The sequence below is a fragment of the Xanthomonas sp. SI genome, from assembly GCF_014236855.1.
GTDB lineage: Bacteria > Pseudomonadota > Gammaproteobacteria > Xanthomonadales > Xanthomonadaceae > Xanthomonas_A.
Genome location: NZ_CP051261.1, coordinates 2,798,421 through 2,812,674, shown reverse-complemented (window position 1 = coordinate 2,812,674; position 14,254 = coordinate 2,798,421). Strand labels below are relative to the sequence as shown.

The window sequence follows — 14,254 nt, the reverse complement described above, 5'->3', positions numbered from 1 at the left end:
ATGAGCGCCGTCCCCGACGACATCGCTGCCGACTTCATCATCGAGGCCCAGGAAATCCTGGACCGGCTCGGCGAGCAGCTGGTGTCGCTGGAGCAGGCGCCCGAGGACAGCGACCAGCTCAACGCGGTATTCCGCGGTTTCCACACGCTCAAGGGCGGCGCCGGCTTTCTGGCGATCAACGCCATGGTCGAGCTGTGCCACGCCGCCGAGGACACCCTGGGCCAGGCCCGCGCCGGCCAGGCCACCTTGCAGGCGCGGCACTTCGACGCCGCGCAGCAGTCGCTGGACTACCTGCAGTCGATGCTCGACGCGTTCGGCAGCGGCAGCGAACCGCCGCGCGCGCCGCAGCAGCTGATCGCGCAGTTCGCCACCAGTGGCGAAGAAACCGCCGCGCCCAGCGCCAAGGCCGCCGTCGCCGCGCCGCTGCCCGCCGCAGGCGGCAACAGCGACATGATCGACGACGACGAATTCGAAGCGTTGCTCGACCAGTTGCACGGCGGCGCCGCGCCGGCCGCGCTGCCGGTACCGGCAGCCGCGCCGCGGCCGGCGCCGAGCGCCAAGCCCGCAGGTGCGCCCGCCAAAGCCGCCGAACCCGAACACACCGTGCGCGTGGACACCAAGCGCCTGGACGCGATCGTCAACCTGATCGGCGAACTGGTGCTGTCGCGCAACCGGCTCAAGACCCTGCGCGTGCGCCTGCGCGACGAAGAACTGGACCGCGCGGTCAGCAGCCTGGACATCGCCACCTCGCGCCTGCAATCGGCGGTGATGCGCACCCGCATGCAGCCGGTCGGCAAGGTGTTCTCGCGCTTCCCCAAGGTGGCGCGCGACGTCGCCCGCTCCCTGAACAAGGAAGTGGACCTGGAACTGATCGGCGCCGACACCGAACTGGACCGCAACCTGGTCGAGGCGCTGGCCGATCCGCTGGTGCACCTGGTGCGCAACGCGATCGACCACGGCATCGAGACGCCGGCGCTGCGCGAAGCCACCGGCAAGCCGCGCGGCGGCCACGTGCGCCTGTCGGCGCAGCAGGAAGGCGACTACGTCAGCATCGAAGTGCAGGACGACGGCGCCGGCATCGACCCCGAACGCCTGCGGCAGAAGGCGCGCGAAAAGGGCCTGATCGATCCGGAAGCCGCCGCGCGCCTGACCACCGAGGAATGCCTGCACCTGGTGTTCCTGCCCGGTTTCTCGACCAAGTCCGAAGTCACCGACATCTCCGGCCGCGGCGTCGGCATGGACGTGGTGCAGTCGCGCATCCGCGAACTCAGCGGGCAGATCCAGATCCAGTCCGAACTGGGCCGCGGCAGCCGCTTCCTGATCCGCGTGCCGCTGACCCTGGCGATCCTGCCGACCCTGCTGGTGCAGGCCGGCGACACCGTCTATGCGCTGCCGCTGGCGCGCGTGGTGGAAGTGCTGCACGCGCCGCGCCGCGCGCTGGGCTGGTTCGACGGCCGCGCCGTGCTCGACCGGCAATCACATACCTTGCCGCTGGTGGACCTGCGCCACTGGTTGAACATCGAAGCGCCGGAACTGCCGCTGCTGACCGTGGTGGTGCTGCAGGCCGGCGAATCGCGCATGGGCCTGGTCGTGGACCAGGTCCGCGGCCGCGAGGAAGTGGTGATCAAGCCGCTGCCGCGCGCACTGCGCGGCCTGCCCGGCTACGCCGGCGCGACCCTGATCGGCGATGGCCGGCTGGCGTTGATCCTGGATGTGGATGGGTTAAAGAGCTGATAGAGCCGGGATTGGGGAGTCGGGATTGGGGATTCGCAAAAGCGGGATCCCGCAGGCCGCCCGTCATCGCATCGCTCCTTGTAGGAGCGGCTTCAGCCGCGACCCGGTGATGCCGGGATTGGGGATTGGGGATTCGCAAAAGCGGCGCCTGTTGCCTTCCGACAGCTTTCTGCATGTCCTGCGGCCACCGCCACGCTGCACCGCGCCCGAAACTGCTGCCACAGCAACCCGACCAAATGTCGGCACCCGCGCTTTTACGAATCCCGAATCCCCAATCCCGGCCCCACCCCCATCAAGTCCCAAGCCCGCTGGCCGATACCTCCTGCATGGACAAACTCAGTCTCATTGGCTTGCTGTTGGCGATCGCCTCGCTGGTCGGCGGCAGCATCCTCAAGGGCGCCGGCGTTTCCGCGCTGTGGTCGCCGGCCGCGTTCGTGATCGTGATCGTCGGCACTGTCGCCGCGATCCTGGTGCATACCCCGCCGGCGGTGTTCAGGCGCGCGTTCCAGATCGCCAAGTGGATCCTGCATCCGCCGGCCAGCGATCGCCAGGCGCTGCTGCAGCAGATCGTGGAGTGGAGCAACATCGCCCGCCGCCAGGGCCTGCTCGGCCTGGAGAACCAGGTGCAGCAGCAGCCCGACCCGTTCGTGCGCAAGGGTTTGCAGATGCTGGTCGACGGGGTGGAGCCGGAATCGATCCGGCACATGCTGGAAATCGACCTGGACGGCCAGGAACACTGCGATCTGGCCGCGGCCAAGGTGTTCGAAGGCATGGGCATCTATGCGCCGACGCTGGGCATCATCGGCGCGGTGCTGGGCCTGATCGCGGTGATGAAGAACCTTGCCGACCCGAGCAAGCTCGGCCACGGCATCGCCGCCGCGTTCACCGCCACCATCTACGGCATCGCCTCGGCCAACCTGCTGTTCCTGCCGATGGCCAGCAAGCTCAAGAGCGTAATCAAGCACAGCAGCGGCGAGCGCGAAATGATCATCGAAGGGCTCATCGCCATCGCCCAGGGCGAGAACCCGCGCAACATCGAATCGAAGCTGGCCGGCTTCTTGCATTGACCCACCACTATGGCCCGCAAGCGTCAGCACGAAGATCACGTCAACCATGAGGCATGGGCCATCCCCTATGCCGATCTGATGACGTTGCTGCTCGCCTTCTTCGTGGTGATGTACGCGCTGTCCACGGTCAACGAGGCCAAGTACCGGGTCATGGCAGACGCGATGAGCACCGCCTTCGGCGGCGCGCCGCGGACGATGAGCCCGGTGCAGGTCGGCGATCACCTGATGCAGGGCCAGGGCGGCGCGCGCCCGACCCCGATCAAGTCCAGCCCGGCGCTGTCCCTGCCCGACCCGAACCGGCTGCCCTCGGCCTCGCCACTGCGCTCGCCCAGCGCGCTGCGCGACGAGGACCAGCTGCGGCGCGCGCAACGCCAGCTCGACGGCATCGCCGACCGGCTTGGCGCCGCCCTGGCGCCGCTGATCCAGAAGAAGCTGATCACCGTGCGCCACGCCGGGCTGTGGATCGAAGTGGAGATCAACAGCGACATCCTGTTCGGCTCCGGCTCCGCGTCGCTGGACCAGAGCGCCCGCGCCACCCTGGCGCAGCTGGCGCAGGTGCTGGTGCCGGTGCCCAACGGCGTGCGCGTGGAGGGTTATACCGACAACAGCCCGATCGCCACCCTGCAGTTCCCGTCGAACTGGGAACTGTCGGCGGCGCGCGCGGCCAGCGTGGTGCACCTGTTCGCCGACCAGGGCCTGCAACCGTCGCGGCTGTCGATGATCGGCTACGGCGAGTTCCGTCCGCGTGCCGACAACGACAGCCAGGCCGGCCGCAACGCCAACCGCCGCGTGGTGCTGGTGATCCTGGCCGACGCCGGCGGTCCCGACAGCGGCAGCGACGCGGCGCCCATCGCCGCCACCGGCACGCCGTCGCCGCAAGACCGATTGACCAATACCGCCGGCGCCGCGCCGGCGACCCCGCTACATGCCGCCGCGGTGGCTGCCGGCCATGCCGGCCAGCCCCGCGCGGTACCTGCCGCCATTGAAGGAGTGAACTGATGCGCATCTGGGCGATTGCCAACCAGAAGGGTGGCGTGGGCAAGACCACCAGCACGCTGGCGCTGGGCCGTGGCCTGGCCATGCTCGGCCACCGCGTGCTGATGCTGGATCTCGATCCGCACGCCTCGCTGACCCGCGCCTTCGACGTGCCGCAGGATCCGCCGCCGAGCGGCGTGCTGGACCTGTTCGCCACGCCGCCGAGCGACCTGGCCGCACTGGCCCGCGACAGCGCCATCGAGCGCCTGAGCTACGTCTGCGGGCAGACCGCGCTGGCCACGCTGGAGCGGCGCAGCGCCAACCAGCCCGGGCTGGGCCTGGCGTTGCAGCAGGCGATGGCACGGCACGCCGGCCAGCACGACTACATCCTGCTCGATTGCCCGCCGACCCTGGGCCTGCTGATGATCAACGCGCTGGCCGCGGCCGACCGGGTGATCATCCCGACCCAGGCCGAGCCGCTGGCGCTGCACGGCCTGGCCAGCATGGTCCGCACCGTGGACATGGTCGAGCGCTCGCGCCGCCGTCCCCTGCCCGCCTCGATCCTGCCGACCCTGTTCGACAAGCGCACCCGCGCCGGCAACGACACCCTCAAGCAGATGCAGGACAGCTACGGCGAGCGGGTCTGGGAAGACGCGATCCCGGTCGACACCAAGATCTGCAACGTCAAGGCATTGACGGTGGCCGGCGTTCCCGGCGACTACCCCGGCCGCGGCCTGGCCGCCTACCGCCGCGCGCTGGAATGGTTGATCGCCAGCGACGCCGTGCCGATGGAGCAGGCCGCATGAACACGCCCGGAGTCATCGACGACTATCTGGAAGGCCTGCTGCACGACGTGATCGCCGAAGAGCGCGACGCCGAACGCCAGGCCACGCTCGCCGCGGCCAGCACCGCACCGGCGCCGGAACCGGCGCGCGCCGTCGAGGCGCCCGCGCCGGTGGTCCCCTCCGCGGAGGAAATCGCTATCGCTGTACTGGCCGAAGCCGATTCCGATCCGGCCCTGGCCGGCATCATGTCGCAGCAGGTCCTGGCGCCCAAACCGGCCGGCCCCACCCCGGAAGAACTCGCCGCCGCGGTCCTGGCCGAAGCCGACGCCGATCCGGCCCTGGCCGGCATCATGTCGCAGCAGGCCCTGGCGCCCAAGCCGGCTGGTCCCACCCCGGAAGAACTTGCCGCCGCAGTCCTGGCCGAAGCCGACGCCGATCCGGCCCTGGCCGGCATCATGTCGCAGCAGGCCCTGGCACCCAAGCCGGCCGGCCCCACCCCGGAAGAACTCGCCGCCGCGGTCCTGGCCGAAGCCGACGCCGATCCGGCCCTGGCCGGCATCATGTCGCAGCAGGCCCTGGCGCCCAGGCCGGCTGGTCCCACCCCGGAAGAACTTGCCGCCGCGGTATTGGCCGAAGCCGACGCCGACCCAGCCCTGGCCGGGATCATGTCGCAGCAGGCCTTGGCGCCCAGGTCGGCTGGTCCCACCCCGGAAGAACTCGCCGCCGCGGTATTGGCCGAAGCCGACGCCGACCCGGCCCTGGCCGGCATCATGTCGCAGCAGGCGCCGTCCGCCGCCGAGCGCGACGCCGATCTGGAGGTGGTCGCGGCGATGGAGATGCAACGCGCCGCCGCACCGCCGCGCGACCTGGCCGCCGAAGACGATGCCGCCTCCGCGCGCGCGACCAAGCGCCCGCCGATGGCAGTGCCGCCGGAACGCCGCGTCGAGGCCGAGCGCGCGCAGGCTGCGGGCGCGCGGCTGCCGCCCAACCTGCAGGCGTTCATGGCCCCGAGCACGCCGCACGAAGCCTCCCCGCACCAGCGCCGCGCGCCGGACCGCAGCACCCGCTGGCTGCGCCTGCGCTGCGGCGAACAGGCCTATGCGCTGGAACTGCTGAAGGTGCAGGAAGTGGTGCTGCCGGTGCCGCTGCTGGCGCTGCGCGGCACCCCGACGGCGATGCTGGGGATCATGAACCTGCGTGGCCAGGTGGTGCCGGTGATCGACCTGGGCATCCACCTGGGCGCCGCGCCGATCGAGATGGACATGCTGACCCGGGTGGTGGTGCTGGAAGAGAACGGCGAGACCCTGGGCCTGCGCGTATCCGCGGTCGAGGACGTGGCCAGCCTCACCGACCAGCAGATCGAGCCGCCGGACAATGCCCGCATCTGCCGCATCTCCAACCACCTGTTCCGCGGCGTGGCGCGGCTGGGGCAGCAGCCGATGATCCTGCTCGACGCCGAGCAACTGCTGCACTGAACGCGTAAGGACCGGCCCGCCTTGCTTGCGCACGTGCGCGGCAAGTCGGGCAGGAAAGGGAGCTTGTGCCAACAAGCGCCTAGCAACGACGCAGTGCCGTACGCGCCCAGGCGCCGCACTGCCAGTGGCCGCGTGCGGCGCGGCCCAATCCGGGGCCCGCGCCAGCGGCGATGCGCCACGGCGGCGGCCCGGCAACTGCCAACCCTGCCGCACTTTCCCGATGCGCCGCTAAAGCTTCCCGCGCATTGGCCGTTATCTGCCCTAGAACCATTCCGTGCGGAGCAATGATGAGCACAGTGACCCTTGGCGAAGATCTCGGCATCGAGACCAGCGCCGACCTGAAACAACGGCTGACCCCGTTCCTGGCGTCGGACGACGAGCTGCAGCTGGACGCCGGCGAGGTCCGCCGTATCCATACCGCATCCGTGCAGGTGCTGTGCGCATTCGTCGATGCACGTCGCAAGGACGGCAAAAGCACCGTGTTCGCAACCTGCAACGACACGTTCCGCGACGCGGCACGTCTGCTAGGGGTCAGCGCATCGCTGGGCCTTCCTGCAACCCCTGACAACCTGAAATCTGTGGAGAACGCCGCATGAGCGCACGTATCTTGGTGGTGGACGATTCGGCGTCGATGCGCCAGATGGTCTCCTTTGCCCTCACTTCGGCCGGTTTCGCGGTCGAGGAAGCCGAAGACGGCCAGGTCGCGCTCGGCCGCGCCCAGGGCCAGCGCTTCAACGCGGTGGTCACCGACGTCAACATGCCGAACATGGACGGCATCTCGCTGATCCGCGCGCTGCGCCAGCTGCCGGACTACAAGTTCACGCCGATGCTGATGCTGACCACCGAGTCGGCGGCGGACAAGAAGTCCGAAGGCAAGGCCGCCGGCGCCACCGGTTGGCTGGTCAAGCCGTTCAACCCGGAACAGCTGATCGCCACCGTCCAGAAAGTCCTGGGCTGATTTCCTCTCCACCCTTTTTCCGGATTCCCCGCCCATGAGCATGGACCTGCAACGTTTCCACGCCACCTTCTTCGAGGAAAGCCGCGAAGGGCTGGACGCGATGGAAGCCGGATTGCTGTCGCTGGAAGAAGGCAACCGCGATCCCGAAGTGATCAACTCGGTGTTCCGCGCCGCGCACTCGATCAAGGGCGGCGCCGCCACCTTCGGCTTCGAGGCGATGGCCGGCCTGACCCACGTGCTGGAGACGCTGCTCGACGAGCTGCGCTCGGGCAAGCGCGAAGTGGAAGCGCACGCGATCGACGCGATCCTGGGGTCGGTGGACGTGCTTCGCGCCTTGCTGCGCGAAGCCGAGCACGGCACCCCGGCCGATCCGGTCGCGGTCAAGGCGGTGCACGACCGCCTGCAGCAGGCCCTCAACGGCAATGCCGCCGCCGCGCCCGTCGCGACCCCGGCCGCCAACCAGCCGGCCGAACCGGAAGCCTGGCAGATCGGTTTCACCCCGGCGCCGTCGCTGTTTATGAGCGGCAACGACCCGCTGCGCATCATCCGCGAACTCGAACACCTCGGCCCGCTGCAGGTCGCCTGCCGCACCGCGCGCCTGCCCGGCTTCAGCGACCTCGACCCGCTCGAGGCCTATCTGGCGTGGGACCTGGGCCTGGTCGCCAAAGTGCCGCGCAGCGCGATCGAAGACACCTTCGCCTGGGTGATCGACGATTGCGAACTGGACATCCGCGCCGTGCCGCCGCCGAGCCTGGCCAACGCGCCCGCCCCGACCCTGGCGCAGCCGCCGGCCAGCGCCACCGCCGCGCCGGCCGCCGCCGTCGCCGCCAATGCGCCGGCCGGCAACGCCGCCGCCGCGCACGAAGCGGAAAGCTCGATCCGGGTCAGCGTCGACAAGGTCGATGCGCTGATCAACCTGGTCGGCGAACTGGTCATCACCCAGGCCATGCTCAAGCAGGTTTCCGGCGACCTCGACCCGGCCCACGCCGAACGCCTGTTCGCCGGCCTGGACCTGCTCGAACGCAATACCCGCGACCTGCAGGAAGCGGTGATCGGCGTGCGCATGCTGCCGGTGGACGCGGTCTTCCGCCGCTTCCCGCGCCTGGTCCGCGACCTGTCCACCCGCCTCGGCAAGCAGGTGCGGCTGCGCACCATCGGCGAAGGCACCGAACTGGACAAGGGCCTGATCGAAAAGATCGCCGATCCGCTGGTGCACCTGGTGCGCAACTCGATCGACCACGGCCTGGAAATGCCGGAAGCGCGCCGCGCCGCCGGCAAGGACGAGACCGGCACCATCACCCTCGCCGCCTCGCACCAGGGCGGGCATATCGTCATCGAAGTCAGCGACGACGGCGCCGGCCTCAACCGCGAACGCATCCTGGCCAAGGCCGCCGAACGCGGCCTGGCGGTCCCGGACAACCCGACCGACGCGCAGGTGTGGGACCTGATCTTCGCCCCCGGCTTCTCCACCGCCGACGCGGTCACCGACCTGTCCGGCCGTGGCGTGGGCATGGACGTGGTCCGCCGCAACATCCAGGGCCTGGGCGGCGAAGTGCAGCTGGAAAGCAACTCCGGCCGCGGCACCCGCGTGCTGATCCGGCTGCCGCTGACCCTGGCGATCCTGGACGGCATGACCGTGTCGGTCGCCGGCGAGACCCTGATCCTGCCGCTGGCCTATGTGCTCGAAGCGCTGCAGCCGCAGCCCGACGACATCCGCAGCATGGCCGGCGAAGGGCGCGTATTGCGGGTCCGCGGCGAATACCTGCCGATCCTCTCGCTCAGCGATTCGTACGGCTACGGCCGCACCGAGCAAGCCGACCCGCTGGTGGTGGTGGTCGAGGCCGATGGCCAGAAGATCGCGCTGGAAGTGGACGAACTGGTCGGCCAGCAGCAGGTGGTGGTCAAGAACATCGAGAACAACTACCGGCGCATCGGTGGTATTTCCGGCGCCACCATCCTCGGCGACGGCCGCGTCGCCCTGATCGTGGACATCGGCGGGCTGGTGCGTTCGCTGAAGGTGCCGCAAGCGGCCTGATTGTTCCTGACGGATCGCCGCGCGCTGCGCGGCCAGCAAGACCCAAGCCCCGGCAGCGATGCCGGGGCTTTTGCGTTTTGGCCACGCCTGCGCGTGCACGCCTGCAACAGCCATCCAGCCAGCAACAGAGAGTGCCGCACATCGCGGAAGCGGCGGACGGCGTCGCCAGGCAGGCGGCACAGCGCGGCCGGATCCCGACATCGGCAACGTGTACCAGATGATCGAGCCGCCTAAAGGTCCAGAGGGCAGCGCCGCTATAAAGTAGACAAAATGCGACTCACTTCGCAATTTCATAAAAATATTATTGCTTAGTGAAAGAAATTTGATTGCCCCTCAAGGAGTCAGCTACATGACCGCATTCCTGCAGCGCTATAGCGTCGGCAATCGACTCTCCACCGCGTTCGGCATCCTGATCCTGATTTCCGGGATGCTGGTTGCCGCCGGCCTGTTCGCGATGTCCGGTGCGCGCAAGCAACTGGATGGCATCGTCAATTCGAACATCCAGAAAATCAACTTGTCCAACAGCATGCTCGATGCGAATTCCGCCATCCTGATCGCGCTGGGCACTTACGCAGCACAGATCGGCGAAAGCGAAGCCGAAAAGTCGCTTGCGCTCATTCTCGCCGAACGCAAGCACTACAACGAAGAGCGCGAAAAGCTCTACGCCATGCCGACCAACGACGCCGGCAAAATCCTGCGTGCCGAAATCGATGCGCTGCTGCAGGTCGCGCGACCGTTGAACGACGAGGTGATGACACTGATCGGAGCAGGCGACTATCCGCAGGCGCAAAAGGTGTTCCACGAGAAATCGCGTCCCGCCATGCTCGCCTGGCAGGCCAAGATCCGGCAAAACGTCATCTTGCAGAACCAACTCAGCCAGCAAGCCTATGCCACCGCGATCGGCCACACCGAGCGCGGCCGCGCGATGCTGATCGGCGGCGGCATCGCCGCGGGGCTGGTCAGCAGCCTGCTGGCCTGGCTGATCACCCGCAGCCTGACCCAGCCGCTGAACCGCGCCACCCGCGCCGCCGAGGCGATCGCCGACGGCCGCCTGGACAACAACGTGCGCACCGAGGCGCGCGACGAACCAGGTCGCCTGCTCAATGCGATGGACAAGATGCAGACGCAGTTGCAGCGCTTCTCCAGCGAGACCGCGCTGATGATCGAACTGCATGCCGACAAGGACATGGCCCATCGCATGCCGCTGGATTTCCCCGGCGTGTACGGCGACCTGAGCAAGGGCATCAACACCATGATGTTCGAGCACCTGGACGCCATCGTCGATGCGATCGCGGTGCTCAACGAATACGCCAACGGCGACCTGCGCCGCGACGCCCGACGCCTGCCCGGCAGCCGCGCGGTGCTGCACCAATCGATGGACGCAGCCAAGGCCAGCCTGTTGGCGATCAACACCGAGATCAAGCGCCTGGCCGCCGCCGCAGCCGCCGGCGACTTCACTGCGCGTGGCGATGCCGAGCACTTCCAGCACGACTTCCAGGCGATGGTGCAAGGCCTCAACGCGATGATGGAGGTCAGCGACCACACCCTCGGCAAGCTGTCGCAGCTGCTGCAGGCCATCGCCGCCGGCGACCTGACCGCACGCATGGATGGCGAGTTCCATGGCGTGTTCGCCAGGATGCGCGACGACGCCAACGCCACCGCCGACCAGTTGACCGGCATCGTCGGCCGCATCCAGACCGCGGCGGTCAGCATCAATGCTGCGGCCACCGAGATCGCCGCCGGCAACGACGACCTGTCGCGGCGCACCGAGCAGCAGGCCGCCAGCCTGGAAGAAACCGCCGCCTCGATGGAAGAATTGACCTCCACCGTCAAGCAAAACGCAGAGCATGCGCGGCAAGCCAATCAGCTTGCGGTCGGTGCTGCCGCGGTCGCCTCGCAAGGTGGCGATGTGGTCGGCCAGGTGGTGACCACGATGAGCGGCATCGAGACCTCCTCGAAGAGGATCGCCGACATCATCAGCGTCATCGATGGCATCGCGTTCCAGACCAACATCCTGGCGTTGAATGCGGCGGTGGAAGCGGCGCGTGCCGGCGAACAGGGCCGCGGTTTCGCGGTGGTCGCCAGCGAAGTGCGCACCCTCGCCCAGCGTTCGGCCGGTGCGGCCAAGGAGATCAAGAGCCTGATCGACGAATCGGTGACCCGCGTCAGCGAAGGCTCGACGCTGGTGCGCCAGGCGGGCCAGACCATGACCGAGATCGTGTCCTCGGTGCAGCGTGTCACCGACATCATGGGCGAGATCTCCGCTGCCTCGCAGGAGCAGTACGCCGGCATCGAACAGGTCAACCAGACCGTCACCCAGATGGACGAAGCGACGCAGCAGAATGCGGCGCTGGTGGAAGAAGCCACCGCGGCAGCGCGCTCGATGGAAGACCAGGCCGGCCAGCTCACCGCAGCCGTGGCCGTGTTCAAGATCGAGGCGGCCAACGCGGCGTCTGCAAACCGCGCCGCCCTGCGCAGCCAGCCGGCACAGCCGGCGCAGTTGCGTCAGGCATAACCGCAAGGGCGCGGGCCACACCGTAATGGCGGCGACCGAAACCCGGCTGCCGCCTGACCGGAGCGCAACGCAACACCAGTCGGCCGCGGAATCCCCGCGGCCGAGTCGCGTTCTGGGATGCAGTGCCAACCATGGCCTGCCGTGATACGTCACACGCGTTTTCTGTGGCACAGACCACAAACGCACCGCATGGCGGGTCTGAACCCGCCAAATCCAAGCCACCGCATAGCAGAACATCCAATAACGATTGACTGAGACTATCTATTGCGGTCGAGAAATCGATTGAACTTGGCCATGGCCCGGCCGTTACAGAGGACATGGATGCGGCGATCGGCATCCGCCGCGCTGCCGTCCTCCTTTCACAGCCCGTTTCATCCTCAATTTCGGGATCCATCGATGAAGACCAAGAATTTGCCCCTGTCGGCCCAACTCGCCATCGGCTTCGGCGCCGTCGTGCTGGTGCTGCTCATCGTTGGCGCGATCGGGCTGCGCAGCCAGTTCAAGCTCAACGACGCTGTCGCGATCAACGAGCACACCTTCAAGGTGCTGGCCACGGGCGAACTGATGCAGGCCAATGTACTGAACGTGCAGACAAGCACCCGCGGCTATCTGCTCTCGAACAACAAGGATTATCTGCAGCCCTTCGCTCTCGGCCAGGCCGGCTTCGACAAGAGCTTCGCCGAGGCCAAGCGCCTGACCGCGGACAATCCGCGGCAGCAGGCGCGCCTGGCGCAGCTGCAGGCCGAGTATCAGGAACTGCTGCAGAGCGAACAGCAGATCATCGCCCTGCGTGCGGCGCCCAACAGCCAGGATCAGGTGCTTTCCGCATTCGGCGAAGGCCGCGACCGCGCCGCGATGGGCAAGATCCGCTCGCTGCTCGGCGCATTCGCCGACGAGGAAAACGGCTTGCTGGTCAAGCGCAGCGAACAGTTGGCCGCGGTGCGCGCGCAGGGCACTTGGTCGGTGCTGCTCGGCAGCCTGGTCGCGATCCTGGTCGCCGTGGGCATGGGCCTGCTGATCCGCCAGCAGATGGTCAAGCGCCTGGGCCAGGCCATCTCGGTCGCCGATGCCATCGCCTCGGGCAAGCTGGACAACCACATCGATACCCAATCGCGCGACGAAACCGGGCGCTTGCTGGCCAGCATGGGCATCATGCAGACCCAGTTGCGCGCAGTGCTCGCCGCGCAGACCGAGATGGCGCAGCGCCACGACGCCGGCCAGATCAGCTATCGCATGGACGAGAGCGCCTTCCCCGGCGACTACGGACGCATGGTCCGCGACAGCAACGGCCTGGTCGCTGCGCATATCGCGGTGAAGATGCGCCTGATCCAGATCATGGGCCGCTATGCGATCGGCGACTTCAGCGAGGACATGGACCGCCTGCCCGGCGAGAAGGCCGTGCTGAGCACGACGATGGACACGGTCAAGCAGAACCTGGGCGCGATGAACCGAGAGATCGGCCAGCTCGCCGATGCCGCGGCGGCCGGCGACTTCAGCGTGCGCGGCGATGCGCAGCGTTTCCAGCACGACTTCCGCGCCATGGTCGACAGCCTCAACCAGCTGATGACCACCGCCGACGGCAACCTCGACGCACTGTCCACGATGCTGCAGTCCATCGCCGCCGGCGACCTCACCGCACGCATGCACGGCGACTTCAGCGGTGTATTCGCCAGGATGCGCGACGACGCCAACGCCACCTCCGAACAGCTGGCCAGCATCGTCGGTGGCATCCAGACCGCCGCGCTCAGCATCAATGCCGCGGCCAGCGAGATCGCCGCCGGCAACGACGATCTGTCGCGGCGCACCGAGCAGCAGGCCGCCAGCCTGGAAGAGACCGCCGCCTCGATGGAAGAGCTGACCTCCACGGTCAAGCAGAATGCCGAGCATGCGCGCCAGGCCAATCAGCTCGCGGTCGGTGCGGCCGCGGTCGCGGCGCAAGGCGGCGACGTGGTCGGTCAGGTGGTGACCACGATGAGCGGGATCGAGGCGTCGTCGAAGAAAATCGCCGACATCATCAGCGTCATCGACGGCATTGCCTTCCAGACCAATATCCTGGCCTTGAATGCGGCGGTGGAAGCGGCGCGCGCCGGCGAACAGGGCCGCGGCTTCGCCGTGGTCGCCAGCGAAGTGCGCACCCTCGCCCAACGCTCGGCCGGTGCCGCCAAGGAGATCAAGAGCCTGATCGACGACTCGGTCAACCAGGTGTCCAACGGCTCGGTACTGGTGCGCCAGGCCGGCCAGACCATGACCGAGATCGTGTCCTCGGTGCAGCGCGTCACCGACATCATGGGCGAGATCTCCGCCGCCTCGCAGGAACAGTACGCCGGCATCGAGCAGGTCAACCAGACCGTCAATCAGATGGACGAAACCACCCAGCAGAACGCCGCCCTGGTCGAGGAAGCCAGCGCCGCCGCCCGGGCGATGGAAGAACAGGCCGGCCAGCTCAGCGGCGCCGTGGCGGTGTTCAAGATCGAGGCCGCCAACGACGCCGTCGCTCCGGCCCGGCCGGTCCTGCGCAGCGCAGCGGCCACGCGTCCGCCGCTGCGCCAGGCGCCGCGGCCGCGTGCGCTGGCCGCGGTGGGCACGGCGACCGAATGGCAGGAGTTCTGAGTCCGGCGGCAGCGAGCGCCGCCGCATGAGGGTCCGATCGGCCGCAGTGTTCCTGCGGCCGATTCAATTTCCGGGACGCAGTGCCGATAAGCATTCGACA

The 14,254-nt window shown here is 68.2% G+C and carries 10 protein-coding genes; all 10 read left to right on the top strand.

Features of this window, described 5'->3' with window-relative positions; genetic code table 11:
* Positions 1-1,734 carry a chemotaxis protein CheA gene (locus HEP75_RS11645; protein ID WP_185812934.1) on the top strand — a complete coding sequence of 578 codons (1,734 nt, stop codon included), beginning with the start codon at positions 1-3 and terminating at the stop codon, positions 1,732-1,734.
* A 326-nt stretch (positions 1,735-2,060) separates the two neighbouring features.
* A complete protein-coding gene (locus HEP75_RS11640) occupies positions 2,061-2,801 on the top strand; it encodes a flagellar motor protein (RefSeq protein ID WP_185812935.1) in 741 nt (246 codons plus the stop codon).
* 9 nt (positions 2,802-2,810) lie between these two features.
* Complete coding sequence (gene motD / locus HEP75_RS11635) at positions 2,811-3,800, top strand: flagellar motor protein MotD (RefSeq protein WP_185823656.1); 990 nt, start codon at positions 2,811-2,813, stop codon at positions 3,798-3,800.
* Entirely contained in the window at positions 3,800-4,582 is a 783-nt protein-coding gene (locus HEP75_RS11630) for a ParA family protein (RefSeq protein WP_185820169.1), read from the top strand. Before motD ends, HEP75_RS11630 begins: the two co-directional genes overlap by 1 nt.
* Before the next feature lie 224 nt (positions 4,583-4,806).
* Entirely contained in the window at positions 4,807-6,036 is a 1,230-nt protein-coding gene (locus HEP75_RS11625) for a chemotaxis protein CheW (protein WP_255424100.1), read from the top strand.
* A gap of 287 nt (positions 6,037-6,323) precedes the next feature.
* Positions 6,324-6,632, top strand: a complete 309-nt coding sequence (locus tag HEP75_RS11620; protein ID WP_074375519.1) for an STAS domain-containing protein — start codon at positions 6,324-6,326, stop codon at positions 6,630-6,632.
* Positions 6,629-6,994 carry a response regulator gene (locus HEP75_RS11615; protein WP_003470902.1) on the top strand — a complete coding sequence of 122 codons (366 nt, stop codon included), beginning with the start codon at positions 6,629-6,631 and terminating at the stop codon, positions 6,992-6,994. The genes HEP75_RS11620 and HEP75_RS11615 overlap by 4 nt, the downstream gene beginning before the upstream one ends.
* 34 nt (positions 6,995-7,028) lie before the next feature.
* A complete protein-coding gene (locus tag HEP75_RS11610; RefSeq protein WP_185820171.1) occupies positions 7,029-9,029 on the top strand; it encodes a chemotaxis protein CheA in 2,001 nt (666 codons plus the stop codon).
* A 349-nt stretch (positions 9,030-9,378) separates the two neighbouring features.
* Entirely contained in the window at positions 9,379-11,544 is a 2,166-nt protein-coding gene (locus tag HEP75_RS11605) for a methyl-accepting chemotaxis protein (protein WP_185823654.1), read from the top strand.
* Positions 11,545-11,940: 396 nt separating this feature from the next.
* Positions 11,941-14,154, top strand: coding sequence for a methyl-accepting chemotaxis protein (locus HEP75_RS11600; RefSeq protein ID WP_185823653.1), 2,214 nt, complete (start codon positions 11,941-11,943; stop codon positions 14,152-14,154).
* Positions 14,155-14,254 lie beyond the last annotated feature (100 nt).

What these genes read in the sequence shown, in the direction of transcription:
- HEP75_RS11615 (WP_003470902.1), top strand. Translation starts at nt 6,629, where the DNA reads ATGAGCGCACGTATCTTGGTGGTGGACGATTCGGCGTCGATGCGCCAG.
- HEP75_RS11630 (WP_185820169.1), top strand. Translation starts at nt 3,800, where the DNA reads ATGCGCATCTGGGCGATTGCCAACCAGAAGGGTGGCGTGGGCAAGACC.
- HEP75_RS11605 (WP_185823654.1), top strand. Translation starts at nt 9,379, where the DNA reads ATGACCGCATTCCTGCAGCGCTATAGCGTCGGCAATCGACTCTCCACC.
- HEP75_RS11640 (WP_185812935.1), top strand. Translation starts at nt 2,061, where the DNA reads ATGGACAAACTCAGTCTCATTGGCTTGCTGTTGGCGATCGCCTCGCTG.
- HEP75_RS11620 (WP_074375519.1), top strand. Translation starts at nt 6,324, where the DNA reads ATGAGCACAGTGACCCTTGGCGAAGATCTCGGCATCGAGACCAGCGCC.
- HEP75_RS11610 (WP_185820171.1), top strand. Translation starts at nt 7,029, where the DNA reads ATGAGCATGGACCTGCAACGTTTCCACGCCACCTTCTTCGAGGAAAGC.
- HEP75_RS11600 (WP_185823653.1), top strand. Translation starts at nt 11,941, where the DNA reads ATGAAGACCAAGAATTTGCCCCTGTCGGCCCAACTCGCCATCGGCTTC.
- HEP75_RS11645 (WP_185812934.1), top strand. Translation starts at nt 1, where the DNA reads ATGAGCGCCGTCCCCGACGACATCGCTGCCGACTTCATCATCGAGGCC.
- HEP75_RS11625 (WP_255424100.1), top strand. Translation starts at nt 4,807, where the DNA reads ATGTCGCAGCAGGTCCTGGCGCCCAAACCGGCCGGCCCCACCCCGGAA.
- motD (WP_185823656.1), top strand. Translation starts at nt 2,811, where the DNA reads ATGGCCCGCAAGCGTCAGCACGAAGATCACGTCAACCATGAGGCATGG.